The sequence below is a fragment of the Streptomyces sp. NPDC088400 genome (assembly GCF_044753355.1).
Taxonomy (GTDB): domain Bacteria; phylum Actinomycetota; class Actinomycetes; order Streptomycetales; family Streptomycetaceae; genus Streptomyces.
In genome coordinates this window covers 90645-116828 of the sequence record NZ_JBIVMZ010000008.1, presented here as the reverse complement: position 1 = coordinate 116828, position 26184 = coordinate 90645, and the positions used below count along the sequence as shown (strand labels likewise).

Here is a 26184-nt window from a genome sequence, read left to right as displayed (position 1 = left end):
CGGCCCTGTTCCGTCTCTGTCCGCCTGTCCGCCCTGCCTGCCATCATGTCGAAGCCCACCGTTCCATCGAATGTAGTGGGCGGCTGTGACAACGCACGCCCCTTTGCCGCAAGTGCGCCCCTGGGAGCCGTCCGGCAGGGTAAGGGGCCTCGATGTGCGACACGGCGCCGGCCGTACCGGCCTGTGAGGCCCTCTGCCATTGCGCTCGTCGCTCGATTAGTTTCGTGGGGGGACAAGGGGGCAGGGGGCCAGATGAGGAAGGACGACTTCCGGATCGGCTGCTTCATCAGCCTCTTCCGGATCAGCCCGAGGAAAGGTCCAGCGAGTGACGCTCAAGGTGGACGAGTCCGAGCAGGGCCCGTGGACCGTGCTGCACATCACAGGCGAACTGGACCTCATGACCTCGCCCGAAGTCCGGCAGCGGGTCCATGACGCCGTCGCGGACGGCCGTCATGAAGTGGTGCTCGACCTCTCCCAGGTGTTCTTCTGCGATTCCAGCGGGGTCGGCGTGCTCATCGCCTCCCGTCGGCTGATGCACTCCTGCCGGGGCCGGCTCCGCCTCATCCTGCCCGCCCGGGGCGTCGAGGAAGGTTCACACGTCAACCGCGTTCTCGCGGCGCTCGGGGTCCGCCGTCTGTTCGAGGTTTTTCCGGACGTACGTACGGCTGTTGACGACGGAGCACAACCGCTCTCGGCGTAACGGAACACACGGCGGCCTCTCGTCGTCGTACGCTCCGGGCATGGACAGCGCAGAGTATGAAGGCAAGATCGCCTCCAGGTTCGCAGCCTTTGACCAGGACGGCAGCGGCTACATCGACCGCGAGGACTTCAGCGGGGCGGCAGCGGCACTTCTCGCCGAGTTCAGTACGACAGCCCGTTCCGACAAGGGACAGGCGCTTTACAACGGGGCCGAGGCATTCTGGCAGGGCATGGCCGGGATCGCGGATGTGGACGGCGACCAGCGGGTCAGCCGACAGGAGTTCGTCACCGGCGCGGTCAAGTGGCTGCGCGACAACCCCCAGCGGTTCGCGGAGATCGCCAGGCCGTTCCTGCACGCCGCGATCGCCGTCGCCGACGAGGACGGCGAGGGGGTGACCCCCGGGGCGGCCGAGCGCGCGCTGCGGGTGCTGGGCGTCGGGGCCGAGGAGGCGGCACGGGCCGCCACCGAACTGGACGCGGACGGCGACGGCAGGATCCACGAGAAGGAGATCCTGACGAGTTTCGCCGCGTATTACGTGACCCCGGAACCCTGATCGGACCGACGACAGCCGCAGACGCGATCGCGGCCTGACGTACGGTCGGCGATCGCGGCCGCACAACTGCCATAGCCATAGCCATAGCCACAGCCAACGTCGTACGCGCGGGCGGGGCCGGGATCGTCGACCGGACGGTCCGGTCCCGCCCGTGGTGCGTGCGGTGACGCGCGGTCGCCGGAGCGGTCGGGCCCTGGCCTCGGTGTTTCCGAAGGCTCTGGCCACAGCGCTCTGTTGTGTCACCGTGTGTGGCGGACGCGCCGCCCACGGTCGATACCGGGTTGTGTCCTTACGCCGGTCCGTCACGGGCCGGAGTCGCGTGATGCCTCCGGTAGCCTCCGTGAGGTGCGAGAGGTTCTGAGGCGCGACGTTCGTGGTGTTGCCGGTACGGCGGCGCCGGGACCTCGAATGTGCGCCGCTCGCGCGGTACGAGGGCGCCGTGCGCGCCCGTGTTCGACTCCCCGCAGCGCGCGTCGCACAGTATGCACCACGCGTACTCCTTCGCGCTGGAATATGCCCGAAGCGCTTGTTGCGGTGACTGTACGTCAACCATGCTCTCTCGCAAGGGAATCACGTTCCGTGACCCTGTCGAGGACCCTGTCGAGGCGCGAGGCGATGTGTCCGCCGGTTCGGATGGTGTGAGCGGTGCAGGTGCTTCAGGTTCAGTTGGAGGTCGGCCCCGATCCCGCGGAGGTGGGACGAGCCCGTAGGTGGGCCCGGTCCAGGCTCGCCGGTTCCGGGATAGAGGACGACGAGCCGGTCGCCGAGACCCTGATCCTGCTCATTTCCGAGCTGGTCACCAACGCGGTGGTGCACACCGGTTGTCCGGCCGTGCTGCGGATGCTCTTCGGGCTGGGCGTGGCCGAGGCCGGGACCGTACGGGTCGAGGTCGCGGACACGAGCGCCTGCCCGCCACGTCCGCGCCACGCGGAGGGCGACGACACCAACGGCCGCGGGCTGGAGCTGGTCGACGGGCTCGCCGACCGGTGGGGCTGGCAGCCGGAGGGCGCGGGCAAGCGCATCTGGTGCGAGGTCGACAGAAGTGCGCCGGGGGCCGCGGCGGGTGCGTACGAACCGGCCGCCCGCGAACCGGTTGCCTACGAGCCGGCCGCCTTTGACCCGGCCGACTTCGAACCGGCCGGTTACGAGTCGGCCGGCCGCGAGTCGCCGTGCGCGATCCCGCGTCCCGCGTGACAGGGGATTCCCCGAATCGATGTTGACGGGGTACGCCGGTCCGAACACCCTGGGACGAGCGATGCGCCGCGAGGGGACGTCAAGGGCCGCGAGCGGGCCCGAGGTCCAGGGCTCCGTCCTTGGCGCGTGCGGATCGTGGTGCGGCGTCAGCTTCACGGCTTCCCGGGAACTCCTCGGGGCTCCCCGGGGGCAGTGGGGCACGGGACCTGGACGTCGTGGTGAGCCGGGTGGCGGCGGTCGTGCCGCCACCCGGCTCTCAACTACCCGGCTCTCAGCAACCCGGCCTGATCCAAACGAAAAGCCCTAGCTCGCTCCGGCGCGAAAGGTGCGCCGGTAGACCGTCGGCGGAACGCCCAGCGCCGACTGGAGATGCTGGCGCATCGACTGCGCCGTACCGAAGCCCGCGTCCCGCGCCACCTGGTCGACCGACAGATCCGTCGACTCCAGCAACTGCCGTGCCCGTTCGACCCGTTGCAGCACCAGCCACTGCCCGGGGCTGATCCCGGACTCCTCGCGGAAGCGGCGCGTGAACGTCCGCACCGATATCGACTCCACCTCCGCCATGTCGCGCAGCCGGATCGGCTCGTGGAGGCGTTCCAGCGCCCAGGCCCTGGCGGCTGACGTGCTCGCCAGTTTGGGGTCGGGGAGCGGGCGCCGGACGTACTGCGCCTGTCCGCCGTCCCGGTGCGGTGGTGCGACCGTACGGCGTGCGACCTCGTTGGCGACCGCCGTCCCGTGGTCGCGCCGCACGATGTGCAGGCACAGATCGATTCCGGCGGCGACCCCGGCCGAGGTCAGCACATCGCCGTCGTCGACGAACAGCACGTCCGCGTCGACCCTGACGCGCGGGAACATCCGCTGGAAGCGGGCGGTGGAGGTCCAGTGAGTGGTGGCGGGCCGGCCGTCCAGGAACCCGGCGGCGGCCAGGACGTAACCGCCGATGCAGATGGACACCATCCGGGTGCCGGGCCGCAGGTGGGCGAAGGCGGCGGCCAGTTCCTCGGTGAGCACGCCGTCCTCGTAGACCGGTCCGAGTTCGTAGGACGCGGGCACGACGACCGTGTCGGCGGTGGCGAGCGCCTCGGGGCCGTTCTCGACGAGGACCGAGAAGTCGGCGTCGGTACGGACCGGGCCCGGCGGCCCGACGGAGCAGGTCACGACGGAGTACAGCGGCTCGTGCGCGGCGTTGCGGGCGCGGCCGAAGATCCTTTGGGGGATGCCGAGTTCGAGGGGGATGAGCCCTGCCATGGCGAGTACGACGACACGGTGGGGGCGTGGCATGCCGGTTCTCCCCTGGTGGGCCACGGAGCTGTCGAGTTGGTGAGCTGGTGAGCCATTGAGTTGGTGAGCTGCTGACGTGATGGCCCGATGGCCCGATCATAGTGAACACTGTCCCCCGGGCTGCTCGTACGGACTCCACCGCTCTCCGATGCTGAGTGACGTGACACAGACAACCGACCTCCCCGCAGACGGCGATCCGGCTCCCGCGCAACGCCTCGGGCCCGGTCCCGGGCCCCGGCCCCGTGATCAACGGCCCCGTATCCACCGGGCGTGGTCCGTCGCCGTCGTCACCTTCGTGACGATCATCGGTGCCGCGGCCTTCGCCTCGCTCCCCGGTCTGCTGATCGAGCCGCTGCACACCGAGTTCGACTGGTCACGCGGCACGATCGGCTTCGCCGTCTCGGTCAATCTGGCGCTGTACGGGCTGACCGCGCCGTTCGCCGCGGCGCTGATGGACCGGTTCGGCATCCGCCGGGTCGTCGCCGTGGCGCTCACGGTCATATCGGCCGGATCGGTGCTGACGGTATGGATGACCGCACCCTGGCAACTGGTCCTGTACTGGGGCATTCTGGTCGGTCTCGGCAGCGGATCGATGGCGCTCGCCTTCGCCGCGACCGTGACCAACCGCTGGTTCGTGGCGCGGCGCGGTCTGGTCACCGGCATCCTCACCGCGGCGGGCGCCTCCGGGCAGTTGGTGTTCCTGCCGCTGCTGTCCTGGCTGGTGGAGAACCACGGCTGGCGCCCGGCCGCGATCACGGTCTCGCTGGCCGCGCTGGCGGTGGTCCCGTTCGTCTGGCTGCTGCTGCGGGACCACCCGGCGGACGTGGGCCTGCCGCCGTACGGCGCCGAGGAGTTCGTTCCCAAGCCCGCGCCGGTGACGGGGGCCGCGCGGCGGGCGGTCTCGGTGCTCCTGTCGGCGGCGCGTACGGGACCGTTCTGGCTGCTGGCCGGGACGTTCGCGATCTGTGGCGCCTCGACGAACGGTCTGGTCAAGACCCACTTCGTACCGGCCGCACACGACCACGGCATGCCGATCACGGCCGCAGCCTCGCTGCTCGCGGTGATCGGTGTTTTCGACGTGGTCGGCACGATCGCCTCGGGCTGGTTCACCGACCGCTTCGACGCGCGGCGCCTGCTGGCCGTCTACTACGCGCTGCGCGGCGTCTCCCTGCTCTTCCTGCCGATGCTCCTGGCGCCGTCCGTCCAGCCGCCGATGCTGTTCTTCATCGTCTTCTACGGGCTGGACTGGGTCGCCACGGTCCCGCCGACGATCGCCCTGTGCCGTGAGCACTACGGCGACGACAGCGCGATCGTCTTCGGCTGGGTCCTCGCCTCCCACCAGGTCGGCGCCGCGGTCATCGCGTTCGCCGGAGGCCTGGCGCGGGATGTCTTCGGCTCGTACGACGTGGTCTGGTACGCGTCGGGCGTGCTGTGCGCGGCGGCGGCGCTGATGGCCCTGGTGATCCGGCGCCGGCCGACGGGAGTGAAAGCGGCGGCGGGGGCCTGAGCAGGGGGCCTGAGCAGGGGGGCGGGGGCGGGTGCGTACGGAGGTGTACGGCCCCCCGCGGCGCCGAGGCCTGCGGTCCGCTGAGGCCCGCGTCCGCTGAGGCCCGCGTCCGCCGAGGCCCGCGGTCCCGTGTGGCCTCAGCGCGCCGCCGCCGTCTTCCGTATCCGGTTGCCTATCCGGCGCGCGTCGATGGCCAGTTCGCGGAGCATCCCGCTGATCGGGTTGGTGAAGCCGGTGAAGTACAGCCCCGGGGCCTGTTTCGGGGACCGGCCGCCGTGGACCACCGGGCGGCCCCGGGCGTCCAGTACGCCCAGGTCGCCCACCAGGCCCTCCAGCGCGCGGACATAGCCCGTCGCGGCGATGACGACGTCGGGGGAGATCCGTGAACCGTCCGCCAGTACGACCTTGTCGGCCTCGAAGGAATCGACCGCCGCCACCGGCTCCACCAGGCCGCCGCGGACCGCGTCGATCAGGCCCACGTCCTGCACCGGGATCGCACCCTCGCGGACCCGGGAGTAGAGGCCGGTGTCCGGGCGGGGGAGGCCCTTGGACGACAGGTCGGGGACGGCGATCCGGCACAGCAGGGCGGCCGCCGGGTTGACCAGCCAGGTCGGCAGGCGGCGCACCAGGATGGCGGTGGACTGCGCCGGCCAGCCCGCCGTCGAACGGCGCACGATGTGCGGGACGGTACGGACGGCGAGCCGCACCCGCGCCGCGCCGCCCTCGACGAGATCGACGGCGATCTCCGCGCCCGTGTTGCCGGCGCCGACGACCAGGACGTCCTTGCCGGCGTAGGGCTGGGGGTTGCGGTACTCGCCCGCGTGCAGCAGTTCGCCGCCGTACGAGTCCAGGCCGGGCCACGACGGCACCCGTGGCGTGTGGTTGTAGCCGGTGGCGACGACGACCGCGCGGGCCGTCAACTTCCGCCCGCCGGTGGCGTGCAGCAGCCAGCCGGTGCCGTCGGGGGCGCGCTCGACACGCGTGACCTCCACGCCGGTGACGACCTCCAGCTGGTGGAACTCCGCGTACTTGTCGAGATACCGCACCACATCGGCACGGGCCGTCCAACGCCCGAAGGACCGCGGCATCGAGAGACCGGGCAGGGCGGACTTGCGGCGGGTGGTGTGCAGCCGCAGCCGGTCGTAGTGGCGGCGCCAGGAGGCGCCGACGGCATCGGACTTCTCCAGCACGATGACGCGTACGTCCTGCTTGCGCAGTACGGCGGCGACGGCCAGCCCTCCGGGGCCGCCCCCTATGACGTACACGGGAAAGTCGGTGGTGAGGGCGGAATCGGCGGCCATGAAAGCTGAGCGTAATCGGCACCTCACTTGTTGGGGCACGGTCAACGTGGAAATCGGTTGCGAATCGATCACGCCTTGGGGCCGGGCCGCCGCCGGACAGTTCGAAAGACCCCGGACGAGAGTTCCTAAGGCCAGAGCAACTCCCGTACCCAGCGCGCGCGTGCGCCCTCTTCGTGCCGGTAGCGCAGTCGGACATGGCGCCGGTGTGCGTCCCCCTGGAAGAACTCCACCTCGTCCGGTACGAGCACATACGCCGTCCACGTCGCCGCCTCGGCGTCCGGCTCGTCGCGTGCTCGCTCCCACGCGGCGCGGTTCGCGCGCGCCAACTCCTCCTCCGAGCCCAGGACATCGCTCTGCCGGCCGACCAGCGCGGAGGCCAGCGCACCCGTCGAGCGGGCGTGCAGGCCGGCGCTGCTCTCCTCGGGGGAGCCGGTCAGGACGCGGCCCCTGAGGCGTACGGCCCGTCCCTGCGCCGGCCAGTAGAAGCCGAGCGCGCCATCGGGGCGGGCGGCGAGCTGGCGGCCCTTGCGGCTGGTCGCGTGCGAGGCGAAGTGCCAGCCGCGCTCGTCGGCGTCGTGCAGCATCAGGGTCCGTACGTCCGGCCTGCCCCGCTCATCGGCGGTCGCCAGCGTCATCGTGTGCGGCTCGGCCTGGCCGGCGGTCACGGCCTCGATGAACCACCGGTGGAACAGCGGCAGCGGCTCGGCGGGCGCGGTGGCCGGATCAAAGGCGGGCAGTTCGGTGTCCCAGACGCGCTGCGTGCGCAGGAATGTGCGGAAGGCTTCCTGCCGGCGATCGTCGTGCGCGCGATCCCGTGCGCGGTCCCGCTGTTCGTCGTTCATACGGCCATTGAACATACGGTCACGGAACCCGTCGACCTGTCGGACTGCCGTCGAATCGCCGCGGAACCGCCGTCGAATCACTGCGGAATCGCCGTGGGATCGCCGTCGAAGGAGCCCTCGTAGTACTCCACCTAGAGTGGTCTGAGGGAGTGGAGCGGAAGAAACGGAAGGTACGGAGGGTCCATGCGACAGAACCTGGCCCGGCGCGCGGCGCTGGTGGACGCGGCCATCGAGGTGCTCGCCCGCGAGGGGGCGCGCGGTCTGACCTTCCGGGCCGTGGACGCCGAGGCGCGGGTCCCCAACGGGACCGCGTCCAACTACTTCGCCAACCGCGACGACCTGCTCACCCAGGCCGGCGGCCGGATCTACGAGCGGATGCGGCCCGACGACGCGACGATGGAGGCGATGCTCGGTGGCCCGACCACGCGCGAGCGGACCGTGGAGCTGGTGCGTGAGGTGGTGGAGCGCGTCACCGCGTTCCGTACGGGCTATCTCGCCCTGCTCGAACTCCGCCTGGAGGCCACCCGCAGGCCCGCCCTGCGCGCGGTACTCACCGAGCGCGTCCGCGAGGACGTCGAGGCCAATGTCCGGAGCCACCTGGACGTCGGTCTGCCCGGTGACGTAGACGCGGTGAAAATGATCTATCTGGCCACCAACTGGCTGGTGGTGGAGCGGCTGACGCTCCCGGGGGTCTTCCAGGCCGAGGAGGCCGTCGCCCTGATCAGTGGCCTGGTGGAACGCCTGCTGCCGCCGACCTGAGGCGTTACGCGGGTCTCCGCGCCGGGTACGTGCCGGGTCTTCGCGTCAGCTCTCTGTGCCGGGCCTCTGTGCCGGGTGCGTGCCGGGTCCTGATACGGGTGCGCCGGCGGGGATCAGCTGGGTGATCCGCCGCCGGCGTGACAGGACGGGGGAGAGGGGGCGCGCCCGTACCGCGCCCGCCGGCCGTTCGCCGGCTGGCTTCGCGGCTACCTCGTGGGCTTCTTGCCGGTGATGCCCAGGTGGACCAACAGAGCCAGATTCGGCTTCAGTTCGGCCTGCTTCACGCCCCAGCTCTGGAACGCCTTCTGGTGCGAGGCCACCGAGGCGAGCATCACGACCAGCGAGCCGGCCACCGCCGCCGCGGTGATGTCCTTGTCGACCTTGCCCTTGGACTGGAGGTCCTTCACCGCTTCCGTAAGGGAGTTGGTGACGGAGTTGAGGATCTTCAGCCGGATCTTGTTGAACCGCTTGTCGCCCTCGGCGGCGCCCAGGTCGATCACCCGGAGGATCGCGTCGTGTTTGCGCCAGAAATCGAGGAAACCCTCGACCAGTTCCTCCGACGTCTGCCAGCCGGCCTTCCCGACCCAGGAGCGGCCGGAGGCCAGTCCGGTCAACCCGGAGCCCTCCTTGGCCATTTCCTCGGCGATCTCGAGGACGGCGCCCTCGACGTCCGGGAAGTATTGGTAGAAGGTCGCGGGTGAAGTGCCCGCCTTCCGGGCCACGTCGATGACTTTGACGTCCCGATACGGCGAGGAGCTGAGCATCTCGCCGAGGCAGTCGAGCAGCTTCTGCCGCGTCGCCTGCCCGCGCCGACCAGCCACGCGGCCGTCGACGGTGCGCACTTGTCCTGTCATGCCGTCAGCTTACCGAGGGGGGATCGGAGCGCGATTTGACCGACTGCAAATGGGGAACGGCCCCCTGCGCACAGGGGTCCGGCCGGAGCCGGGAGAGGGGTCGGACGGGGGTCGGGCGAGGGCGGACCCGGGTCCCGCGGACGGTCCCGCGACGGTCGGCCGGGCGGTCCGACAGGTGAGCGGCACACGTTCGGGTGTGAATAGTGTTATCAACAGCCTGTGGACAACTTCGGTGGATAACTCGGGGTGGTGAGGGGTTCACGCTGCGATAATGAATCAATTGTTCCCTTTCCTCCCCTGCGCCCCTGGGGATGGCCGATTAGCTTTGCTGTGACAGGCGACACGCAGGGAGGTTCCGGCCATGGCCGCGTTCGCGGAAGGCACCCCGTGCTGGGTGGATGTGTCGCTGCCCGATCTCGAAGCGGGCAAGCGCTTCTACGGAGAGCTGTTCGGCTGGACCTTCGGCCCGGACAGGGGCGCGGAGTACGACCACTACACCGAGGCCCGGAGCGACGGGAAGCGCGTCGCCGGTCTGATCGCCAAGCGGGACGGGCGGATGCCCACGGCCTGGGGCGTCTATTTCGCCACCCCCGACGCCGTCGCGCTCAGCCGGAAGATCAGGGCGGCGGGCGGCCAGTTGGTGCGGGAGCCGAGGGACATCGGGCCGTACGGAGTGATGGCGCTGGCCGCCGACCCGGCCGGCGCGGTCTTCGGCCTCTGGCAGCCCGGGGAGGACGAAGGCTTCGAGAAGAAGGGCCTGCCGGGATCCTTCTGCTGGACAGAGGTCTATACGAGGGACAAGGAGAGCGTCGACCCCTTCTACGAGACGGTCTTCGGCTTCCAGGGAACGGACCTCTCCGGCGCGGATCTGTCCGACGCTGGCCATTCCGATACGGGCCATTCCGATACGGGCCATTCCGATACGGACCAGTCCGACACGGATCTTTCCGGCGCGGCTCGCTCCGGCAGGGCCGAGGGTGGTTCTGTGGGCGGGGCCGTCGACTTCCGTACGTGGTCCCCAGCCGGAGCGGAACGGGGCGCGGACACCGCGATCGGCGGCCGCAGCGTGATCACGGACGCCTTTCCGCCGGAGATGCCCAGCCACTTCCTCAGCTACTTCCTGGTCGCCGACTGCGACGCGACCGTGGCCACGGCCGTCCGGCTCGGCGGCCGGGTCACCGCACCACCCTTCGGTATCGACTACGGACGGACGGCGGTGCTGGTGGACAACCAGGGCGCTTCCTTCGCGGTACTGGCGGAAGCGGCGGTGACGGGGGAAGCGGAAGCGAAGGGGGATGCGGTAGTGAAGGGGGAGGGCGAAGAGGTGGCGTAGGGGAAGGTGAAGAGCGGAGTGGGGGAAAGGCGGGGCGGAGGCGGAACCGTCGCCGGGACCGGGCCGGGCCCGGTAAGGAAAGCGGGCGCATCCGGCACGCGAGCGGACACAGGAGGGAAAGGTGTCCGGATCGGGATGAGACACCCCGATCCGCCCCCGGGTTCGCAACCGCCGCCTCAGACAGGAAGAATCAGGGGGCACGGGGCCGTACCTTGTGGCCCGTACGGGGAGGTGGCAGGCAAGTGGAGCAGCTGACGCAGCACGACCCGAGGCGTATCGGCCCTTTCGAGGTGCTGGGGCGGCTCGGAGCCGGCGGTATGGGGCTGGTCTATCTCGCGCGCTCGGCGTCGGGCCGGCGGGTGGCGATCAAGACCGTGCGTACCGAGCTTGCCGAGGACCAGCTGTTCCGGGTCCGGTTCACGCGTGAGGTGGAGGCGGCGCGCGCCGTCAGCGGTTTCTACACCGCCGCGGTGGTGGACGCCGACCCGCGGGCCGCCGTGCCCTGGCTGGCGACGGCCTATGTGCCCGCTCCCTCACTGGAGGAAATAGTGAGTGAGTGCGGTCCGATGCCGGCCCAGGCGGTGCGCTGGCTGGCGGCGGGGATCGCCGAGGCGCTCCAGTCGATCCACGGGGCCAGTCTCGTCCACCGCGACATGAAGCCGTCGAACGTCCTGGTGGTGGAGGACGGGCCGCGGGTCATCGACTTCGGCATCGCCTCCGGCGCCTCCAACACCCGGCTGACCATGACCAATGTCGCGGTGGGCACGCCCGCGTACATGTCGCCCGAGCAGGCGCGCGACTCGCGCAGTGTGACGGGGGCCAGCGACATCTTCTCGCTCGGTTCGACACTCGTCTTCGCCGCCACCGGCCATGCCCCCTACCGCGGGGCGAACCCGGTCGAGACGGTCTTCATGCTGCTGCGCGAGGGCCCGGACCTGGAGGGGCTGCCGGACGAGCTGCGACCGCTCATCGAGTCCTGTATGCAGATGGACGCCGGACTGCGTCCCACGCCCGCCGACCTCCAGTCGCAGCTGGCCCCGCATCTCTTCGCCTCGGGCGGCGACGACAGCGGTACGGCATCGGCCTGGCTGCCGGACTCCGCCACCGCGATGATCGAGCGCCGCCGGGCCGGTGGCCGCACCGCTCCGGCCGCCGCGCGTCCGGCGAAGCCCGCGTCCCCCGCCGTACCGCCACCGCCCCCGCACCAGCCGGCCCCCGTACCGGCCCCTGCGTCGGCTCCGTCCGACATGGCGTCCCCGTCCCCCGCGCAGGCGCCGTCGCCCGCCCAGTCACCGGCCTCGTCACTGGCCTCGCCGGCCCCGCCGGTGATGACTCCGGGCGGCTCGGTCCGGCTGCCCGGCTCGCCGGTGCCGATCGGCCCCGGCCCGCGTGCCGCGGACACGCGCGCCATGGCCGGGCTCGACGCCGGCCCGGCGACCGGCTGGATCCGCCCGCCGGCCGGGCTGACCGGCGCGGACGCGCCCACCAGCGCCGTGACGTCCCCCGTCGTCCCACCGATGCCGCCGCCCGCGCGCCCGCCCGACGCGGCCGGTGCCGCCGGCGCGCAGAGCCGCTGGCGGCCCTGGCGGTTCCGGATGTCCAACGACGTCTGGGGGACCCCGGTCGTCGACGGGGATCTGCTGTACGTCACCTCCTTCGAGGTGCACGCGCTGGACGTGGGCAGCGGACGCCGCCAGTTCAAGACCCGGGACGTGGCCTGGGCGATGGCCCTCGCCGGGGGCCGTATCCACGCCTCGGACGGCCCGACGCTGTACGCCCTGGACGCCGCTGACGGCACCGAGCGCTGGCGCCTCCAGACCGACGCCTGGGTGTACTCCCTCAAGGTCGACCGGGGCACGGTCGTCACGGGGACGCGCGGCGGCGGAGTCCAGGCGTGGGAGGCGTCGAACGGCGAACGGCTGTGGGAGACCTCCGGCGCCCAGACGGATTTCGAGACGCCGGAGGCCGGGCCCGCGATCTTCGACGGCACGGTGTACGTGTGGAAGGACGCGCGGCTCCAGGCGCTGGACGCGCGTACGGGCATCGAGCTCTGGTCGTACCCCATCGGTGACGCCGCGGCCTGCGGGAGCGTGCCCGTACGGGTGAGGCCCGCCTCCGACGGCCAGCTGTACGTCTCGGCGGGCGCGCGCGTGCTGTCCATCGACATCGCCGGCGGCCATGTGCGCTGGCATTTCGAGGCGCCCGCGGTCTTCCTCTCCCCGCCGGCCTTCGCGCCGGGCCCGGCCGTGACGGGCGGCGGTGTCTACCTCGCCGACTACCTCGGCACGGTGTACGCCCTGGACGCGACGACCGGCAAGGACCGCTGGCGCATCGCGACGGAGTCCCGCCAGTCGATCGAGCCGGTGCTGGTCGCCGACGGCAACGTCCATGTCGGCAGCGGCAGCGCGCTCTACACGCTGGACGCGGTGACGGGCACGCCCAAGTGGCGCTTCGCGGCGGGCGGTGAGGTCATCGGCACCCCGGTGGTCGCCGACGGCCGGCTGCACTTCGGCTCGGCCGACCATGTGCTGTACACGCTGGACGCGAGCGGCGGGCAACTGCGCTGGAAGCTGGCGACGGGCGGCGAGATCACCGGCTCCCCGGTGGTGCGGCGGGGCGTCGTGTACGCGTGCAGCAAGGACCGGTGCGTGTACGCGCTGGACGCGGTGAAGGGGACGGCGACGGGGCGCGGTTCGCGGTAGCCGGTCGGTCACCGGCGAGGGCGGCCGTCAGGCGGGCGGTTGTTGTCGCCCCAGAGTTCCTCGGTGTTCAAGGACTGGGTGTCGCCGTCGTGGAACGAGGGGTCCTGAGGGGCTTGCGGGTCGTGTGGGGTCTGCGGGTACGGCTGCCGCCCGGCCGGGGGGCGCTGGGGCTGCTCGTACGGTCCAGGCTCGTCGTAGTGCTGCGGCTGGTACGGGTCTTGTTGGTACGGGCCTTGTTGGTACGGATCCTGTTGGTAGGGGCCCTGCTGGTACGGGTCTGCCCGGTAAGGGTCCTGCTGGTACGGGCCCTGTTGGTAGGGGCCTTGCTGGTACGGGTCGTACTGATACTGATTCTGGTGCTGGTATTGGCCTTGCTGAGGCTGGTACGGCTGCGGCTCGTATCCGTACTGCTGCCCGGCGGGGGCCATGCCCTGCGTGTCGTCACGCCAGTCGCCCCGCCAGTCGTCCTGTGAGCCGCGCCGCGCGGGCCGGTCACGCCGACGACGGCCCCTCATCACCAGCGCGGCCAGGAGCAGCACGGCCCCGCCGCCGAAGGCGTACACGACGCCGACGCTCAGGCCCGTACCGTCACCGCTGATGCTGAGACCGCCCGCCGCCTGGCCCTGACGCACCATCCACAGGATCGTGAGGCCCAGGACGACCACACCGGCCAGCGCGACCAGCAGCCGTGAGCGCAGGGCCACCCCGACGAGGGTGACCAGACCGGCGAAGAGGAAGGGAAGCAGGAGCGAGGTGAAGACGCCCGCACCGGTGCCGGTGATGCCGTCGAACAGATCGGCGACGCGGTAGTCGCGGCCGAGACGGCCGTCGTACCAGACACGGAACGGGCTGTAGACGGCTGCGGCCCCTCCGAGGAGGGCGAGGAGCGAACCGAGGAAGTTACGGATCATCGCCGGCCTCCTCCGCTGCACGGACTCCCGCTCCCGTGCCGAGGCTACGCCCGGCGCCCCGTCCCCGCCACGCGGTCGGGACCATGACGGGCCCGGTGGCGGGCGCTGTTAGGGTATCGCCGCAGTTGACAGGGACAGGTCCAAAAGGGCAGGTCCGGACAGAAAAACGGGGGAGGCTCGGCCTTGATACGTCGACGTATGAAATTCGCGGCCGTACTGATTGTGGTGGTGATGGCCCTGACGGGGTTCTCGTCGTCAAAGGGCAAGGGCAGGAGCGGCAGCGGGAGCAGCGGCAGGAGCGGGTCGAGCGGGAGCGACAGCGGTGGTGGCTGCTCCAGTTCGGACAAGAGCAACGGCTCGTACTCGGGCTCGCATTCGCGCTACGACGATGACGATGACGACGACTACAGCTCGTCCGGCGACTCGTACACCGAGGACCCGGCTCCCACGGCGACCTCCACCGGCGGTGTCCAGGCGCAGATCGTCACCTGTGTCCGCAAGGCGAAGGGCAAGCGCAAGGCCGTGACGTACGCGACGGTACGGGTGGAGGTGCCTCCGGGCATCGGGGCGACCGATTACTACGACGTCGACGTGACCTTCAAGGACGCCTCGGGCTCGGTCGTCGACACCGGTGACACGACGGTCTCGCTGACGGACGGGGAGACCAAGACGCTGCGGGTGGCGATGGACAGCCCGCGTCAGGTGGCGCGCGTGCGCAAGTGCGTGGCGAGCGCGACGGTCGAGAGCTGACCTTTCCTCCCGGACCGGTCCGCCCGAGGCCGGTCCGGACCCGGTCCGCCCGAGGCCGGTCCGGGCCCCGGTCCGCGCCGGGAGCACGCAACACAGTGGGGCCGAGCGGTGATCGCTCGGCCCCACTGCGTTCCCCCGGGTTCCCCGTGTCCCCAGGTGTTCCCCCGTGCCCCCGTGCTCCCCCGTGAGCCGTACGGCTGCGGCGGCTCCCCCTCCGCGCCACCGCAGCCGTACCCCCCGTCCGGAAAGGTCAGGGCTTCGCCGGTACCGGAGCGTGGTTGTCCATGGTGGTCAGGATCTCGCCCGCCGGCGGGGCCGGGGCGTGGTTGTCCATGCTCTTCACGTCTCCGTCCACGGGCGGGGCCGGGGCGTGGTTGTCCATGGTCTTCACGTCTCCGTCCACCGGCGGCGCGGGAGCGTGGTTGTCCATGGTGGTCACGGCACCTTCCGCCGGCGGGGCGGGAGCGTGGTTGTCCATCGTGCTGATCTTTTCGTTCTGCTCGGTGGTCATGATTCGTCTCCCGTTGGTCGTGCGATCTGGCTCTGGGATCCCCGCCCGGCGGCTCCCCCGGGTGTCGCCGGGCAGGGATCGGGAGGCTCACTTCACCTGAGGTATCCCCCGTCGATCCGCCTGCCCCCCGACGCGGCGGATCGTGCGTTAAGCATGTCTGATGGGCATAAACAATCGATGAACGCCCCGGTGCGGGCTCTCATGCCGCTTTGAGAGTGAGGAGCGCCCTCACGTCAGCCGCCTCGGGGGCACCGCACTCCTCGTACAGGCCCAGCGCTTCGTACCAGCAGACGCGGGCACGGTCGCTCTGGCCGAGCGCCTCCAGCGCCCTGCCCAGCACCGTCAGAACGCTGGCGCGGATACGGTCGCCGCCGATGCATCCGTACACGAGGGCTTGTTCGGCGTGCTGAGCGGCGTGGGCCGGCCGCCAGGCGGCCAGATGGGCCTCGGCCATCCGGAAGAGGGCCGACCCCTCCCAGAGGCGCTGCCGGTTCTTGCCGAAGCTGCTCAGCGCCTCGCTGAGCTGATCCAGAGCCTCTCCGTGCCGTCCGGCCTGAGTGAGCGCCACTCCCAGGGCGTACCGGGCGTTCGCCAGACGCAGGGTGAGCCCGATGTTGTCGTATATGTCGATGCCCTGCTGCGCGAGGGCGATGGCCTCGGCCGTACGGCCGAGGGAGAGCTGGAGACGCGAGAGGTTGCACAGGGCGCTCGCCTCACGCGGGCGGTTCCCGTCCGCGCGCGAGGCCTCGATGGCCCGCAGCAGGTACGACTCCCCTTCCTCGTACCGTCCTTGGATGAACGCGATGATCCCGCGGTCGTTGTCGGCCCAGGGGACCGGGGACGGATCCCCGGCGGCGCGTGCCAGCAGCGTGGCCTGCCGGGCCTCCTCGTCGGCTTCCCCGTAACGGCCCGCCACCAGATAGACGTTGGTGAGCGTCGTCCGGGCGCGCCCCTCGGCACGCTGGTCACCTGTCGCGCGGGCGGCCTCCAGCGCAGACAGCGCCGCCGATTCGTACTGCTTGGAGTTGGCGCCCGACTCCGCGAGGTCCTTCGCGGCCCACAGCAGGTCCACGGCGCGGCGGAGCTGCCCGGAGCCCGATGCCTGCTGTGCGCAGGCCAGCAGGCAGTTCGCCTCGGTGTAGAGCCAGTCCAGGGCCGACTGCCGGTCGGTGAACGACAGGCCCTCGTACGACGTCGGCTCCAGGTGGTCCACCAGGCTGTCGCACGGCCGCTCGATCGCGTACACCCGGGCCGTCGTCGCCAGATAGAAGTCCAGCAGCCGCGACAGCGCCGACGCCCGCTCCGACGGGAACGGCTCGTCGCGTTCCGCGCACGCACGCGCGTAGAGGCGCACCAGGTCGTGGTAGCGGTAGCGGCCCGGTGCCGCCGATTCCACCAGGGACGTGTCGACCAGCGACTCCAGCACGTCCTCCGTGTCGTGGAGCGGCAGATCGAGGATCGCGGCGGCTGCCGCCAGGGACAGGTCGGGTCCGTCGGCCAGGCCCAGCAGGCGGAACGCGCGGGCCTGGGCCGGTTCCAGCGCGCCGTAGCCCAGTTCGAAGGTCGCCTTCACCGCGAGGTCGCCCGCCTGGAGTTCGTCCAGCCTGCGCCACTCGTCCGCGAGCTTCGCCGCCAGGACCGAGACCGTCCAGGTGGGGCGGGCCGCGAGGCGCGAGGCGGCGATACGGATCGCCAGCGGCAGGAAACCGCACGCCGCGACGACGTCCAGCGCCGCCTCGCGCTCCGAGGTGACACGCTCCTCGCCGACGATACGGGTGAAGAGCCGCAGCGCCTCCTCCGGCGACATCACGTCGAGGTCGATCAGATGCGCGCCCGCCAGATCGACCATCCGCACCCGGCTGGTGACCAGCGCCGCGCACCCCTCCATACCGGGCAGCAGCGGCCTGATCTGCGCGGCGTCACGCGCGTTGTCCAGCAGTACGAGGATGCGGCGGCCGTCGAGCGTCGAGCGGTAGAGCGCGGAGCGGTCGTCCAGCGAGTCGGGTATCGCGGAGTCCGGTATGCCGAGCGCCCGCAGGAACGAGCCCAGCACCGTCTCCGGCTCTGCCGCCCGGCCGCCCGTGCCCTGGAGGTCCACGTACAACTGGCCGTCGGGGAAGTGCGGTCGCGCCTCGTGCGCGACATGCACCGCGAGCGTCGTCTTGCCGACGCCGCCGATCCCGGCGAGCGCGGAGACCACCATGACGGAGTCCTTGGCGCCCGCCAGCCGCCAGCCCAGTTCCCGTACGAAGGAGAGGCGGCCGGTGAAGTCCGGAACGGTCGCCGGGAGTTGCGCGGGACGCCTGATGGAGGAGGCGGGGGCCGAATCCTCCACGGGGCGCGCCAGTTCCGCGTCCGCCTGGAGGATGCGCTGCTGGAGCTGCGCCAGTTCGGGGCGCGGGTCGACGCCCAGTTCCTCGGCGAGCAGCCGGCGCGTGTCGGCGTACACGGCGAGGGCCTCCGCCTGGCGCCCGCTGCGGTACAGGGCCAGCATCAGCAGTTCGCGCAGCCGCTCACGCAGCGGATGCGCGGCGGTCAGGGCGGTGAGCTCGGAGACGGACTCGGCGTGGCAGCCCAGCTCCAGGTCCAGATCCAGCCGGGTCTCGGTGAGTTGGAGGCGCCACTCGTCGAGGCGGGTGCGCTGGGTGTCGGCGTACGGTCCGGGTACGGAGGCCAGCGCCTCGCCGTCCCACAGGCCCAGCGACTTGTTGATCAGGGAGCGGGCCTGTGAGCGGTTCCCGGCGGCGCGTGACTTCTCGGCGTCGGAGGCCAGTTCCTGCGCCACGCTCAGATCGAGGGCGTCCGGCCTGGTCCGCAGCGCGTAACCGCCCGACTCGCTGACCAGAACGCCGGCGGTGAGCACCTTGCGCAGGCGGGAGGCGTACGTCCGGACGGCGGCGAGCGCCTGGGACGGCGGGTCGTCGCCCCAGAGGGCGTCGATGAGTTCGCCGGCGGTGGCGGTACGGCCCTCGCGCAGCAGCAGGGCGGCCAGCAGGGCGCGTTGCTGCGGCGACCCGGGCGGCAGCGCCTTGCCGCCGCGCCAGGCGCGTACGGGGCCGAGCACGCTGAAGCGCAACTCGTCGGTGGCACCTGGGATGTTGCCGTCCGCCATGCCGGCCATGCTGTCGTGAGTGCTGCCGTCCGGGCTGCTGTTGTGCGGCCTGCTGCCGTGCGTGCCACCGTCGGTCATGCTGTCGTGCGGCCTGCTGCCATCCGTTCTGCTGTCATGCGTGCCGGGCAGCATGGTGCCCGGCACGGTGCCCGCCTTGGCCGAAACCCTCTGTTCCGGTACGCGCGGCCCGCCGTCTGGGTCCATAGCTCCCCCTGCCCCCGCTGCTGCCGGTATCGCCGTCGACAGTCTGCCTTGTCGGGGGCTGGTGCGTCAGCAGTGAGTATGGGTCTGCACAAGCCCTCGACAGGATCGGGGCCACCCGCCCACCGGCCGGGCGCCCGGCGGCCCCGACCGGACCCGGACCGTCTCGTACCCCCTTGTGCGGGCGGCACGCCGGAGCGTGAGAATCACGGGCGGGGGCAACGGGACCGGGACAACGGTCTGTCTGCGGCCTGTCTGAGGTCTGTCCGCGGCTTGTTCGCGCCGGTCTGTTGTCTGTCTATGGCGGAAACATGTTCGGGGGATGGCCGATGGAATCGCCGGACGCGACCGCCCTACCCCTTCGTGTCTCCGAGGAACACCGGGTTCGTGAACGCCGCCAGCGCCCCCGGCAGCCCCGTCGTCTTCGGTGCGTGCCGTACCTCCGCGCGTACGTAGGCGGCGTACGAGGGCGTCGTGCGCCATTCCACCGCGCCCGCGCCCGACTCCGGGAGCGCGGCGGTGTGGAGCGTGCCCTGGTCGGTGACGAAGTGGGCCGTGCAGCCCGGTGCGCCGGTGACTTCCAGGCGTACCGTCACCGGGTCGTCCGCGGCGGCGGACAGGCGGTCGCCGATGCCCGCGTGCCTGCCCCGGCCGCTCGCGGCGCCGAACGTCAGCGAGACCTTCGCCGACTCGGCGACGTAACTGCGGCCCGCGCGGATGCCCGCCAGGATCGCGTCGCGGGTGAGGTCGTCCGCCAGGACCACCGTCTGCGGGGTGCCGATGGGGTCGGGCGCGCGGTGGGAGTCGCTGTTGCCCATCGCCGGGGTCCACGCCCGGTCCGAACGGGTCGACGAGATCAGGATGTTGTCCCATTCGGCGAGGGAGACCTCGTCGTCCGGTGTGTACGCGCCGTTCCACACCTCCACCGCGTCGGCGTCCGCGAAGCCGAACTTCCAGTTGCAGCCGATGCAGGTGCCGTGCGGGTGGGCCGGGACGACCAGGCCGCCGGCGCGCTTCACCTCGCGGGCGTAGCGGCCGAAGCGGTTGTCGCGGGCGCGGTAGCGCCAGTCGACGAACGTACCGCCGTCCATACCGAGGGCCACCACATGGCCGTTACGGGTGGTGACCTCCTCGCCCGTGAGGATCAGCAGGTCGTCACCCCACAGCCCGTCCCAGGCGCTGTGCGCGGAGTACGTGTTGTGGTCACTGGAGTTGATGAAGTCGAGGCCGGCCGCGCGGGCGAGGGCGGCGATCTCGGCGGGGGTGCGCCCGCCGTCGGAGTGCACGGAGTGGATGTGGCAGTCGCCCCGGTACCAGGCCCGGCCGCGCCCCTTGGCGCGCTCGGGCGGATATACGGGCGCGGGGGTCGTGCCCGGGGCGCCGGACCGCAGCGTGATGGTGACCTCGTACGCCAGGCCCTGCGGGGCGACGGTGTACGGGCCGAGCGCGATGTTCCAGGTGCCGGGACGGATGGGGCCCGGGATGTAGCCGGGGGTGGCCGCGTCGGCGCGCAGGAAGAACTCGGTGCGGGCGCCGCCGGACCAGCCGCGGAAGCCGTGGCCGCCCAGTTCCGTACCGCGTTCGTCGAAGATGCCGATGTCGAGGGCGTTGCCCTGGGTGCCGCTCGGGACGGTGGGTCGCTCGTACGAGTAGGCGACATGGATCTCGTTGACGCCGCGCGGTATCTCGACGGGCAGATAGACGAAGTCGGGGGAGCCGGGCGGCAGCGTGCCGCGGACGGTTCTGGTGCGGCCCTTGTTGCCGTCGGCGGCGTCGGCGGGTGTGGCGTTGTTGAAGCTCACGGTAGTCAACGTAAGGGCGGCGGCGGCTCCCGTCATCAGTAGGCCCCGCCTGCCGAGCCCGGTGTCTTCGCCGCGGACGGTTTCGTTGCCGTGGCCCGCGTGGTTCGCGTGATCGTTTGCGTGATTCGAGTGCTGCTTGCACATGCCGGCGGCTCCCAGGGGGCGAGGGGGACACAAGTGGTCATACGCGTCGTGCATCCGAACTCTCGTATTGAGCCGTGAACCTGGGTGTAAGGGAAGGGGGGTGGCGGGTGGCTGAGAAGAGTCCAAGACATCGCGTCCCGCACGGCATACCTTGGGCCCGCTGCCCCGCCACTACCGCGCCGCTGCCCCGCATCCCACCGTCCCACCGTCCGTCATCCCGTCATCCCACCCATCCCGTCATCCCACCGTCCCGGAGGCCATACGCATGCGGATCGCGACCACGATCTTCCTCACCGACGAGACGGTCACTCCCGTACGCATCGCACGGGAGCTGGAACAGCGGGGCTTCGCCGGTCTGTACCTGCCCGAACACACCCATGTCCCCGCCGAGCGGACGACACCGTATCCGGCCGGGGGCGAACTGCCGCGCGAGTACGGCCGTACGCTCGACCCCTTCGTCGCCCTCGGCCAGGCCGCGGCGGTGACCGAGCGGCTCGCGCTCGGCACCGGCATCACCCTCGTCGCGCAGCACGACCCGATCGATCTCGCCAAGCAGATCGCGACCCTGGACCACCTATCGGGCGGCCGTTTCACGCTCGGCGTCGGCTTCGGCTGGAACAAGGAGGAGGCCGCCGACCACGGGGTCGAGTGGACCTCACGGCGCGAGCTGACCCAGGACCGGGTCGCGCTGATGTGGGCGCTGTGGTCGGACGAACCGACCGCGTACAAGGGCGAGTTCGGGTCGGTACGGGCCAGTCACGCGTACCCGAAGCCGGTACGGGGCAAGCCGCGCATCCTGGTAGGCGGCGCGGCCGGCCCGAAGCTCTTCGCGCAGATCGCCGCATACGCGGACGGCTGGCTGCCGATCGGCGGCCGAGGGCTCACGGAGACGCTGCCGGTGCTCCGTACGGCATGGGAGGCGGCGGGCCGGGAGCCGGACACCCTCCAGATCGTGCCGTACGCCGTCCAGCCGAGCCCCGGCAAGCTGGCGTACTACGCGGAGCTGGGCATCGAGGAGGTCGTGGTCACGCTGCCGCCGGCGGGCGAGGCGGAGGTGCTGCGGGCGCTGGACGAGTACGCGCCATATCTGTGACTTCTGACGGGAGCCCTGATCTTTCGGCAGGGCTCTCACGAGAGTCAGCTCAGGCAACCACGGCGCGGACGATCAGCGTGCCGATGTGGCCGGGTGTCGGCGCGCCGAGAACCCGCGCCTCGGCCTCGGCGAACCCCGCGTCGAGCAAGCGCTCTTCCCACCCGGAGGGCAGGTAGCTGTAGCGGTAGGTGTACATGGCCCTGCCCGCGAAGCCTCCCTTGTACATGCCCTGGGCGCCGTACGCGCCGGGGATGGCCGGGGGGTGGGAAAAGGCCAGGACACCACCGGGGTTGAGCCGTTGAGCGAGCAGCGGAAGCAGCTTCTCCGGGTCCGTGAACCAGACGGCGCCGAAGATGGAGTAGATGGCGTCGTACGTCTCCGGGCTGTCCCGCAGGTGCTGGATCACCTCGGCACAGACGAACCGGGCGCCTGCCGGACCCCATCGTCGTGTGGTCTGCTCGACCATGACGGGCGACAGGTCGACGCCGGTCGTCTTGACGCCCCGCTGGGCGAGGTGGGCGAGCGCACGACCGGTGCCACATCCGATCTCCAGCGCGGTCCCAGGAGCACCCAGGAGTTCGGGACCCGGTCCGTGGCCGGCGTACTGCGTCCAGCAGAAGACGGGTTCGGAGTCGGACACCTTGTCCTTGACGCTTTGGGCGTAGGTGTCCCAGAGCTCGCGTTCGTGGTCGATGTTGTGCTGTACGGGCAACGTGTTTCCTCTGAATAGGCAGGCAATGGCGACGACTGATCCCCGACCCGTTCCAAGGGATAGGGGATCAGCCCAGTGGCGCCGCGTCAGTGACTGTCGGGAACTTTGTTGTTGCACGGGGAGCAGTCGGACGCATCGACCGACCACAGTTCCTCGTCGACTTCGAATCCGTTCGCGCGCAGAAGTTCGGCGGTTCGCATCACGGTGCCGTCGCGGCGCCGTTCGATGAGGGGAGCATGGTGCTTGTACCGCCCTTGGTTGTACTCCTCGCACAGTGCGAAGTAGAGGGGCGTGTCGAGGATGAGCTGATGGACGCCGAGATCCACGGTGTATCCAACACCCATGTCCACGCCGGGGTTCTCCATGGCGGTCAGGAGATACGCGACTCCCTGGCCGAGGATGCGTTCGGCCAGGCTACGGACGGCCACGCTGTCCCGGAGCAGAAGCCGGACCTCGCGCTCCCAGAGGTCCTCCACTCCGACATCCGTGACGAGATGCGGAACGTGCTCTCGTAACGCGTTGAGAATGGCCCGGGGTTCACGGGTCCTCAACCGGACTGCTGTACTCATGCATGCCTCCAGGGGCTTTGAACGGAAGTGCACCTTGACACTCCGCGACACTCCGCCCCCCGGTCGAACCTGTCCTCTCCGGGGGCGTTGCTTGACAGTAGGAAGCCGCGCACTGTCCAAGCAATGAGATTGCACGAGATTGCAAATATTCAGTCCAGAGTGTTCCGCGCCTCTTGGATCAGGGTCTTCGCGGCCTTGCCGTAGACGGCCATCTCCGACAGCTTGCGGAAGGCGCGCAGGTACACGGTGACCTCACCGGGGCGCGTGATGTTCATGTCCGCTGACAGCGTCTCGACCTGTACTTGCGCCTCGTCATAGATCACGAAGCCTTCGAGAGTCCACATCGCCCGAACTGCGGTCCGGGGGATGATCCCGAAGGAGACGTTGGGCAACGCCAGGATCGACAGCAGGTAAGCGAGCTGTCTGGACATGACCTCGGCGTCTCCGAAACGGTAATACAGAACGTCTTCCTCAATGAGGATCGCGAAGCGTCGGCCCGCGTCGTAGATGATCTCTGAGCGCGCGACCCTGGCGATCGCGGCTTCCTCCGCGTCGTTCATGACGTTCTCGAACTCGGCGATGGAGTTCAGGAGAGCGGTGGCGTATCCGGCCGTCTGCACCAAGCCGGGGATGACGTTCGAGCAGTACACGCGCATGTGCCGGGTGCGCTGATACAGCGGAACGACAGATTCCTGTGCCCTCTTGAGACCACCGCTGTGGACCCGTTTCCACTCCCGGTACATGGAGTCGACGTCACGAGAGGACGCGATGAGGTCAAGGATCTGGTCCTCCGCGCCGCACGCCCGGCACCAGGCACGTATGTCTGCCTCTGACGGGCGGGTGCGAGCGTTCTCGATGCGAGACCGTTTCGAGGGGTTCCAGCCGCATAGGACAGCCAACTGGAGTCCTGTGAGTCCCGCGTCCTTCCGGATGATTCCCAGGCGGCTGGCTACAGCCTTGCGTGCTTCTTCGACAGTGTTCAGGGATACGGGATTAGGCATCAGTCGGCTGTCCGGCGATTGTGCTCAGATCTTGTACTGGTCGTGGGGAGTGGCGAGGTTCCAGGCAGCGGCGAAGGCTTGCGCCGCCAGCTCTGCCACCTCAGGTTCCGTGCGGAGTTCCCGTCCTTCCGGGGAGACTTCTCCGTCGCCGGCGAAGTGATTGAAGAGGACTGTCTTCTCATCGAAGAGCCAGAAGTCGTTGCCTGGCAGGGCCAGGCCCGACGCCTGCCGACGCGGCAGCCACCTCACGTTCTCCCCGGCCCCGACATTGACCACGGTCCCGGCGTGCTCGTATTTGATGTACTCGGAAACGGGCTCGGAGACGATCCGTACCCGGCGCACCTTGACACCGCGGCCGACCGCGTCCTGAACCAGAGCTACCCATGGCCCCCAGTACGGCGAAGTCGGGTCAGTGTCACGCTCGCCAGTCCGGTTCCAGCGCCGGAAGTCGTCCGCCTCGTCGCTCACTCCGTAGGTGTCACGCATCTCCAGGTGCACAGCCGTGTGCGTCGCTGCCGTCATCAGCTCCTCGAAGCTGGGCTGCTCGCTCTGCCGCATTACATGCCTCCCTCAGGATCGGAATCATCCGGAACGGAATCCGGACCACGGTCTCATCCGAGGGGATGCCTAAGGCATGGCCAGGTAGATGGAATGTTGCGCATTCCTCTTCCAACTCGGTGTCAGCCTTCCATCCCTGAAAGACCAACTCCTGGGCCATCTCCCGCACCCACACGGTCGGCGAGTTGGAAGTGCCTGTCTCTGGGTCGATACCGACGAACCGCAGTTGCATGGTGTCCTCCCCTGTCGAGCCGATTGCGTGACATTGCACACCAGTACTCTGCCCCGATCCAGGCCTCGGTGAGGGTGAGTGGCGAGAGTCAGCCACAGCCCGTACACAGTCAGGGGGTGGCAGGGCCCCGGTTGATGCCGAGTTCGGCGAAGTGGTCGAACTCGCCTGCCACGACGCCCTTCACGAACGCGTCCCACTTCACCTGGGTGGTCGTGACGACGGTGCCGGGGTCGCTGGTCTCGCGGAGGTGGATGAGGTCGCCGGTCCCGGCCGCGACCTCGATCCAGGGCCCGGGGCCGGTGTCGCCTTCGCCTGCGGCGCGGATCCAGTTGAGGCCGGTGGAAGCGTCAGGCGGTACGTCAGCCATGGTCCGTGGACTCCTTGACGGAGCGGACGAAGGCGGCCCAGGTGGCGGGTGTGGTCGAGAGTATGGAGCCGGTGGGGTCGCTGCTTTCGGTGAGTATGACCGTGCGCTCGCTGGTCGTGGTGACGTGCAGGCATGCCTCGCCTTGTGCGCAGTACGAGGACTTCTGCCAGTTGGACTCGGCCACTGTTGTCCTTTCACAGGCTCTCGGTGATCTGGTGAATGAAGTCGCGTGACGCCGACTCCTCCAACGCCACGGCTTCCAGCCGCTCGAAGAGCAAGCGGTACTGATTGAGCTGGGTCTCGGCGTCGATGAATGTCACGCCGTGTGCCTGGTCGAGCTGCACGGTGTCCAGCCGAGGAACGGCGCCATATCCGAAACAGGCGGTCTGCCCCGACCCCGGGAAAGAGCCGATGAGGAAGGGGATCACTCGGATGGTGACGTGCCGCAGCTCGCTCAGCTCCAGCAGGTGACGCAGCTGAGTCCGTGCCACGGAGGCGCCGCCGAACCTCATACGGAGGGCGGCCTCGTGGATGATCGCCCGGTAGGGGACTGAGGTCTCCCGGTACAGGATCGCCTGGCGTTTGATCCGGTGAGAGACGCGATGCTCCACGTCCGGCGGGCTGAACGTGGGTACGGCCTGGCGGTAGATCTCGCGTGCGTGCTCGGCCGTCTGGAGCAGGCCCGGGATGTGCGCCGTATGTACCGTCCGAAACCCGGTCGCGTGGTGCTCGAACTCCGCGAGGTCGAGAAGCCCGGCGGGCAGAATCTCCAGGTACTCCTCCCACCAACCGCGTTTGCGGTCCTGGGCGATGTCCACCAGGGCCGAGATGAAGGGTTCGTCCTGGCATCCGTAGGCGATCGCCATCGCACGAACTCGTTCGCCGCTGACACCGAACCGGGCCGTCTCGATATTGCTGATCTGACCGGGCCTCGTTCCGAGGATCTGGGCTGCCGCAGTTGAGGTCAGTCGCGAGCCTTCACGGAGTTTCCGTAGCTCGGCGCCCAGGCGGACGCGCCTCGCTGAAGGGGCGGACTTGGAGACCATCGCTCAACTGGCCTTTCGGGACAGGGGATCCGGGCCGTCACTCACACGAGTGAGATCTAGGAGTATTGCTTGGAAATCTCTCAAGGAATACTTGTGGGCAGTCTAATCTCTGACTCAGGCCACCGCCTGGAAGCACCCCGCTCGACGGA

General features: G+C 70.0%; 25 protein-coding genes. 9 read left to right on the top strand and 16 right to left on the bottom strand.

Annotated features, from left to right (window positions below; translation table 11 throughout):
• Window positions 1-325: 325 nt before the first annotated feature.
• The 3 genes from ACIQD6_RS21135 (at window position 326) to ACIQD6_RS21125 (ending at window position 2447) form a co-directional block, all read left to right on the top strand.
• Window positions 326-700 carry an STAS domain-containing protein gene (locus tag ACIQD6_RS21135; RefSeq protein ID WP_401884596.1) on the top strand — a complete coding sequence of 125 codons (375 nt, stop codon included), beginning with the start codon at window positions 326-328 and terminating at the stop codon, window positions 698-700.
• A gap of 40 nt (window positions 701-740) precedes the next feature.
• Window positions 741-1253, top strand: a complete 513-nt coding sequence (locus ACIQD6_RS21130; protein WP_401884594.1) for an EF-hand domain-containing protein — start codon at window positions 741-743, stop codon at window positions 1251-1253.
• 645 nt (window positions 1254-1898) lie between these two features.
• Window positions 1899-2447, top strand: a complete 549-nt coding sequence (locus ACIQD6_RS21125) for an ATP-binding protein (RefSeq protein WP_401884593.1) — start codon at window positions 1899-1901, stop codon at window positions 2445-2447.
• Window positions 2448-2750: 303 nt separating this feature from the next.
• On the opposite strand, the gene ACIQD6_RS21120 is transcribed toward ACIQD6_RS21125, so the two are convergent.
• Window positions 2751-3728: a GlxA family transcriptional regulator gene (locus ACIQD6_RS21120; RefSeq protein ID WP_401884591.1), complete on the bottom strand. Its 978-nt coding sequence runs from the start codon at window positions 3726-3728 to the stop codon at window positions 2751-2753.
• Between the two features lie 148 nt (window positions 3729-3876).
• Between ACIQD6_RS21120 and ACIQD6_RS21115 the strand changes: the two genes are divergently transcribed.
• The gene (locus ACIQD6_RS21115; RefSeq protein ID WP_401884589.1) at window positions 3877-5235 is read left to right on the top strand and encodes an MFS transporter; all 1359 of its coding nucleotides are present in this window, start codon (window positions 3877-3879) and stop codon (window positions 5233-5235) included.
• Window positions 5236-5372: 137 nt separating this feature from the next.
• Here the strand turns inward: ACIQD6_RS21115 and ACIQD6_RS21110 are convergent, their stop codons facing one another.
• Window positions 5373-6536 carry a flavin-containing monooxygenase gene (locus tag ACIQD6_RS21110; RefSeq protein WP_401884588.1) on the bottom strand — a complete coding sequence of 388 codons (1164 nt, stop codon included), beginning with the start codon at window positions 6534-6536 and terminating at the stop codon, window positions 5373-5375.
• Between the two features lie 125 nt (window positions 6537-6661).
• Window positions 6662-7378, bottom strand: a complete 717-nt coding sequence (locus ACIQD6_RS21105) for a pyridoxal 5'-phosphate synthase (RefSeq protein WP_401884587.1) — start codon at window positions 7376-7378, stop codon at window positions 6662-6664.
• Between the two features lie 183 nt (window positions 7379-7561).
• Here ACIQD6_RS21105 and ACIQD6_RS21100 point away from each other — a divergent pair, with 183 nt between their 5' ends.
• The gene (locus ACIQD6_RS21100) at window positions 7562-8137 is read left to right on the top strand and encodes a TetR/AcrR family transcriptional regulator (protein ID WP_401884585.1); all 576 of its coding nucleotides are present in this window, start codon (window positions 7562-7564) and stop codon (window positions 8135-8137) included.
• Between the two features lie 206 nt (window positions 8138-8343).
• On the opposite strand, the gene ACIQD6_RS21095 is transcribed toward ACIQD6_RS21100, so the two are convergent.
• Complete coding sequence (locus ACIQD6_RS21095; protein WP_401884584.1) at window positions 8344-8991, bottom strand: TetR family transcriptional regulator; 648 nt, start codon at window positions 8989-8991, stop codon at window positions 8344-8346.
• A gap of 361 nt (window positions 8992-9352) precedes the next feature.
• Between ACIQD6_RS21095 and ACIQD6_RS21090 the strand changes: the two genes are divergently transcribed.
• Together ACIQD6_RS21090 and ACIQD6_RS21085 are read left to right on the top strand one after the other, a co-directional pair.
• Complete coding sequence (locus ACIQD6_RS21090) at window positions 9353-10324, top strand: VOC family protein (protein ID WP_401884583.1); 972 nt, start codon at window positions 9353-9355, stop codon at window positions 10322-10324.
• 242 nt (window positions 10325-10566) lie between these two features.
• Window positions 10567-13026 (top strand): PQQ-binding-like beta-propeller repeat protein, encoded by a 2460-nt coding sequence (locus tag ACIQD6_RS21085; protein ID WP_401884581.1) that lies wholly within the window; start codon window positions 10567-10569, stop codon window positions 13024-13026.
• An 8-nt stretch (window positions 13027-13034) separates the two neighbouring features.
• Here the strand turns inward: ACIQD6_RS21085 and ACIQD6_RS21080 are convergent, their stop codons facing one another.
• Window positions 13035-13937: a hypothetical protein gene (locus ACIQD6_RS21080; RefSeq protein WP_401884580.1), complete on the bottom strand. Its 903-nt coding sequence runs from the start codon at window positions 13935-13937 to the stop codon at window positions 13035-13037.
• A gap of 183 nt (window positions 13938-14120) precedes the next feature.
• On the opposite strand from ACIQD6_RS21080, the gene ACIQD6_RS21075 reads away from it, so the two are divergent.
• Window positions 14121-14687, top strand: coding sequence for a hypothetical protein (locus tag ACIQD6_RS21075; protein ID WP_401884579.1), 567 nt, complete (start codon window positions 14121-14123; stop codon window positions 14685-14687).
• 250 nt (window positions 14688-14937) lie between these two features.
• Here the strand turns inward: ACIQD6_RS21075 and ACIQD6_RS21070 are convergent, their stop codons facing one another.
• From ACIQD6_RS21070 to ACIQD6_RS21060, 3 genes are all read right to left on the bottom strand, one after another.
• Window positions 14938-15198, bottom strand: a complete 261-nt coding sequence (locus ACIQD6_RS21070) for a hypothetical protein (protein WP_401884577.1) — start codon at window positions 15196-15198, stop codon at window positions 14938-14940.
• A gap of 199 nt (window positions 15199-15397) precedes the next feature.
• Window positions 15398-18319, bottom strand: a complete 2922-nt coding sequence (locus tag ACIQD6_RS21065; RefSeq protein WP_401884973.1) for an AfsR/SARP family transcriptional regulator — start codon at window positions 18317-18319, stop codon at window positions 15398-15400.
• 545 nt (window positions 18320-18864) lie between these two features.
• Complete coding sequence (locus ACIQD6_RS21060; protein WP_401884575.1) at window positions 18865-20457, bottom strand: CehA/McbA family metallohydrolase; 1593 nt, start codon at window positions 20455-20457, stop codon at window positions 18865-18867.
• A 265-nt stretch (window positions 20458-20722) separates the two neighbouring features.
• Between ACIQD6_RS21060 and ACIQD6_RS21055 the strand changes: the two genes are divergently transcribed.
• Window positions 20723-21550: an LLM class F420-dependent oxidoreductase gene (locus ACIQD6_RS21055; RefSeq protein WP_401884574.1), complete on the top strand. Its 828-nt coding sequence runs from the start codon at window positions 20723-20725 to the stop codon at window positions 21548-21550.
• Between the two features lie 49 nt (window positions 21551-21599).
• On the opposite strand, the gene ACIQD6_RS21050 is transcribed toward ACIQD6_RS21055, so the two are convergent.
• The 8 genes from ACIQD6_RS21050 to ACIQD6_RS21015 all read right to left on the bottom strand — a co-directional run bounded on the left by ACIQD6_RS21050 (window position 21600) and on the right by ACIQD6_RS21015 (window position 26035).
• Entirely contained in the window at window positions 21600-22262 is a 663-nt protein-coding gene (locus tag ACIQD6_RS21050) for a class I SAM-dependent methyltransferase (RefSeq protein WP_401884573.1), read from the bottom strand.
• 86 nt (window positions 22263-22348) lie between these two features.
• A complete protein-coding gene (locus ACIQD6_RS21045; protein WP_401884571.1) occupies window positions 22349-22831 on the bottom strand; it encodes a hypothetical protein in 483 nt (160 codons plus the stop codon).
• A gap of 149 nt (window positions 22832-22980) precedes the next feature.
• Complete coding sequence (locus tag ACIQD6_RS21040; protein ID WP_401884570.1) at window positions 22981-23832, bottom strand: helix-turn-helix domain-containing protein; 852 nt, start codon at window positions 23830-23832, stop codon at window positions 22981-22983.
• Between the two features lie 24 nt (window positions 23833-23856).
• Complete coding sequence (locus tag ACIQD6_RS21035; protein WP_401884568.1) at window positions 23857-24390, bottom strand: DUF6879 family protein; 534 nt, start codon at window positions 24388-24390, stop codon at window positions 23857-23859.
• Window positions 24311-24622: a hypothetical protein gene (locus ACIQD6_RS21030; protein WP_401884567.1), complete on the bottom strand. Its 312-nt coding sequence runs from the start codon at window positions 24620-24622 to the stop codon at window positions 24311-24313. The genes ACIQD6_RS21035 and ACIQD6_RS21030 overlap by 80 nt, the downstream gene beginning before the upstream one ends.
• Before the next feature lie 109 nt (window positions 24623-24731).
• A complete protein-coding gene (locus tag ACIQD6_RS21025) occupies window positions 24732-24989 on the bottom strand; it encodes a DUF397 domain-containing protein (RefSeq protein WP_401884566.1) in 258 nt (85 codons plus the stop codon).
• Window positions 24982-25173 (bottom strand): DUF397 domain-containing protein, encoded by a 192-nt coding sequence (locus tag ACIQD6_RS21020; RefSeq protein ID WP_401884564.1) that lies wholly within the window; start codon window positions 25171-25173, stop codon window positions 24982-24984. Before ACIQD6_RS21020 ends, ACIQD6_RS21025 begins: the two co-directional genes overlap by 8 nt.
• Window positions 25174-25183: 10 nt before the next feature.
• A complete protein-coding gene (locus ACIQD6_RS21015; RefSeq protein WP_401884563.1) occupies window positions 25184-26035 on the bottom strand; it encodes a Scr1 family TA system antitoxin-like transcriptional regulator in 852 nt (283 codons plus the stop codon).
• Window positions 26036-26184 lie beyond the last annotated feature (149 nt).

What these genes read in the sequence shown, in the direction of transcription:
- ACIQD6_RS21130 (WP_401884594.1), top strand. Translation starts at nt 741, where the DNA reads ATGGACAGCGCAGAGTATGAAGGCAAGATCGCCTCCAGGTTCGCAGCC.
- ACIQD6_RS21120 (WP_401884591.1), bottom strand. Translation starts at nt 3,728, where the DNA reads ATGCCACGCCCCCACCGTGTCGTCGTACTCGCCATGGCAGGGCTCATC.
- ACIQD6_RS21115 (WP_401884589.1), top strand. Translation starts at nt 3,877, where the DNA reads ATGCTGAGTGACGTGACACAGACAACCGACCTCCCCGCAGACGGCGAT.
- ACIQD6_RS21110 (WP_401884588.1), bottom strand. Translation starts at nt 6,536, where the DNA reads ATGGCCGCCGATTCCGCCCTCACCACCGACTTTCCCGTGTACGTCATA.
- ACIQD6_RS21105 (WP_401884587.1), bottom strand. Translation starts at nt 7,378, where the DNA reads ATGAACGACGAACAGCGGGACCGCGCACGGGATCGCGCGCACGACGAT.
- ACIQD6_RS21100 (WP_401884585.1), top strand. Translation starts at nt 7,562, where the DNA reads ATGCGACAGAACCTGGCCCGGCGCGCGGCGCTGGTGGACGCGGCCATC.
- ACIQD6_RS21095 (WP_401884584.1), bottom strand. Translation starts at nt 8,991, where the DNA reads ATGACAGGACAAGTGCGCACCGTCGACGGCCGCGTGGCTGGTCGGCGC.
- ACIQD6_RS21090 (WP_401884583.1), top strand. Translation starts at nt 9,353, where the DNA reads ATGGCCGCGTTCGCGGAAGGCACCCCGTGCTGGGTGGATGTGTCGCTG.
- ACIQD6_RS21080 (WP_401884580.1), bottom strand. Translation starts at nt 13,937, where the DNA reads ATGATCCGTAACTTCCTCGGTTCGCTCCTCGCCCTCCTCGGAGGGGCC.
- ACIQD6_RS21070 (WP_401884577.1), bottom strand. Translation starts at nt 15,198, where the DNA reads ATGACCACCGAGCAGAACGAAAAGATCAGCACGATGGACAACCACGCT.
- ACIQD6_RS21065 (WP_401884973.1), bottom strand. Translation starts at nt 18,319, where the DNA reads ATGGCCGGCATGGCGGACGGCAACATCCCAGGTGCCACCGACGAGTTG.
- ACIQD6_RS21060 (WP_401884575.1), bottom strand. Translation starts at nt 20,457, where the DNA reads ATGTGCAAGCAGCACTCGAATCACGCAAACGATCACGCGAACCACGCG.
- ACIQD6_RS21055 (WP_401884574.1), top strand. Translation starts at nt 20,723, where the DNA reads ATGCGGATCGCGACCACGATCTTCCTCACCGACGAGACGGTCACTCCC.
- ACIQD6_RS21045 (WP_401884571.1), bottom strand. Translation starts at nt 22,831, where the DNA reads ATGAGTACAGCAGTCCGGTTGAGGACCCGTGAACCCCGGGCCATTCTC.
- ACIQD6_RS21040 (WP_401884570.1), bottom strand. Translation starts at nt 23,832, where the DNA reads ATGCCTAATCCCGTATCCCTGAACACTGTCGAAGAAGCACGCAAGGCT.
- ACIQD6_RS21035 (WP_401884568.1), bottom strand. Translation starts at nt 24,390, where the DNA reads ATGCGGCAGAGCGAGCAGCCCAGCTTCGAGGAGCTGATGACGGCAGCG.
- ACIQD6_RS21030 (WP_401884567.1), bottom strand. Translation starts at nt 24,622, where the DNA reads ATGCAACTGCGGTTCGTCGGTATCGACCCAGAGACAGGCACTTCCAAC.
- ACIQD6_RS21025 (WP_401884566.1), bottom strand. Translation starts at nt 24,989, where the DNA reads ATGGCTGACGTACCGCCTGACGCTTCCACCGGCCTCAACTGGATCCGC.
- ACIQD6_RS21015 (WP_401884563.1), bottom strand. Translation starts at nt 26,035, where the DNA reads ATGGTCTCCAAGTCCGCCCCTTCAGCGAGGCGCGTCCGCCTGGGCGCC.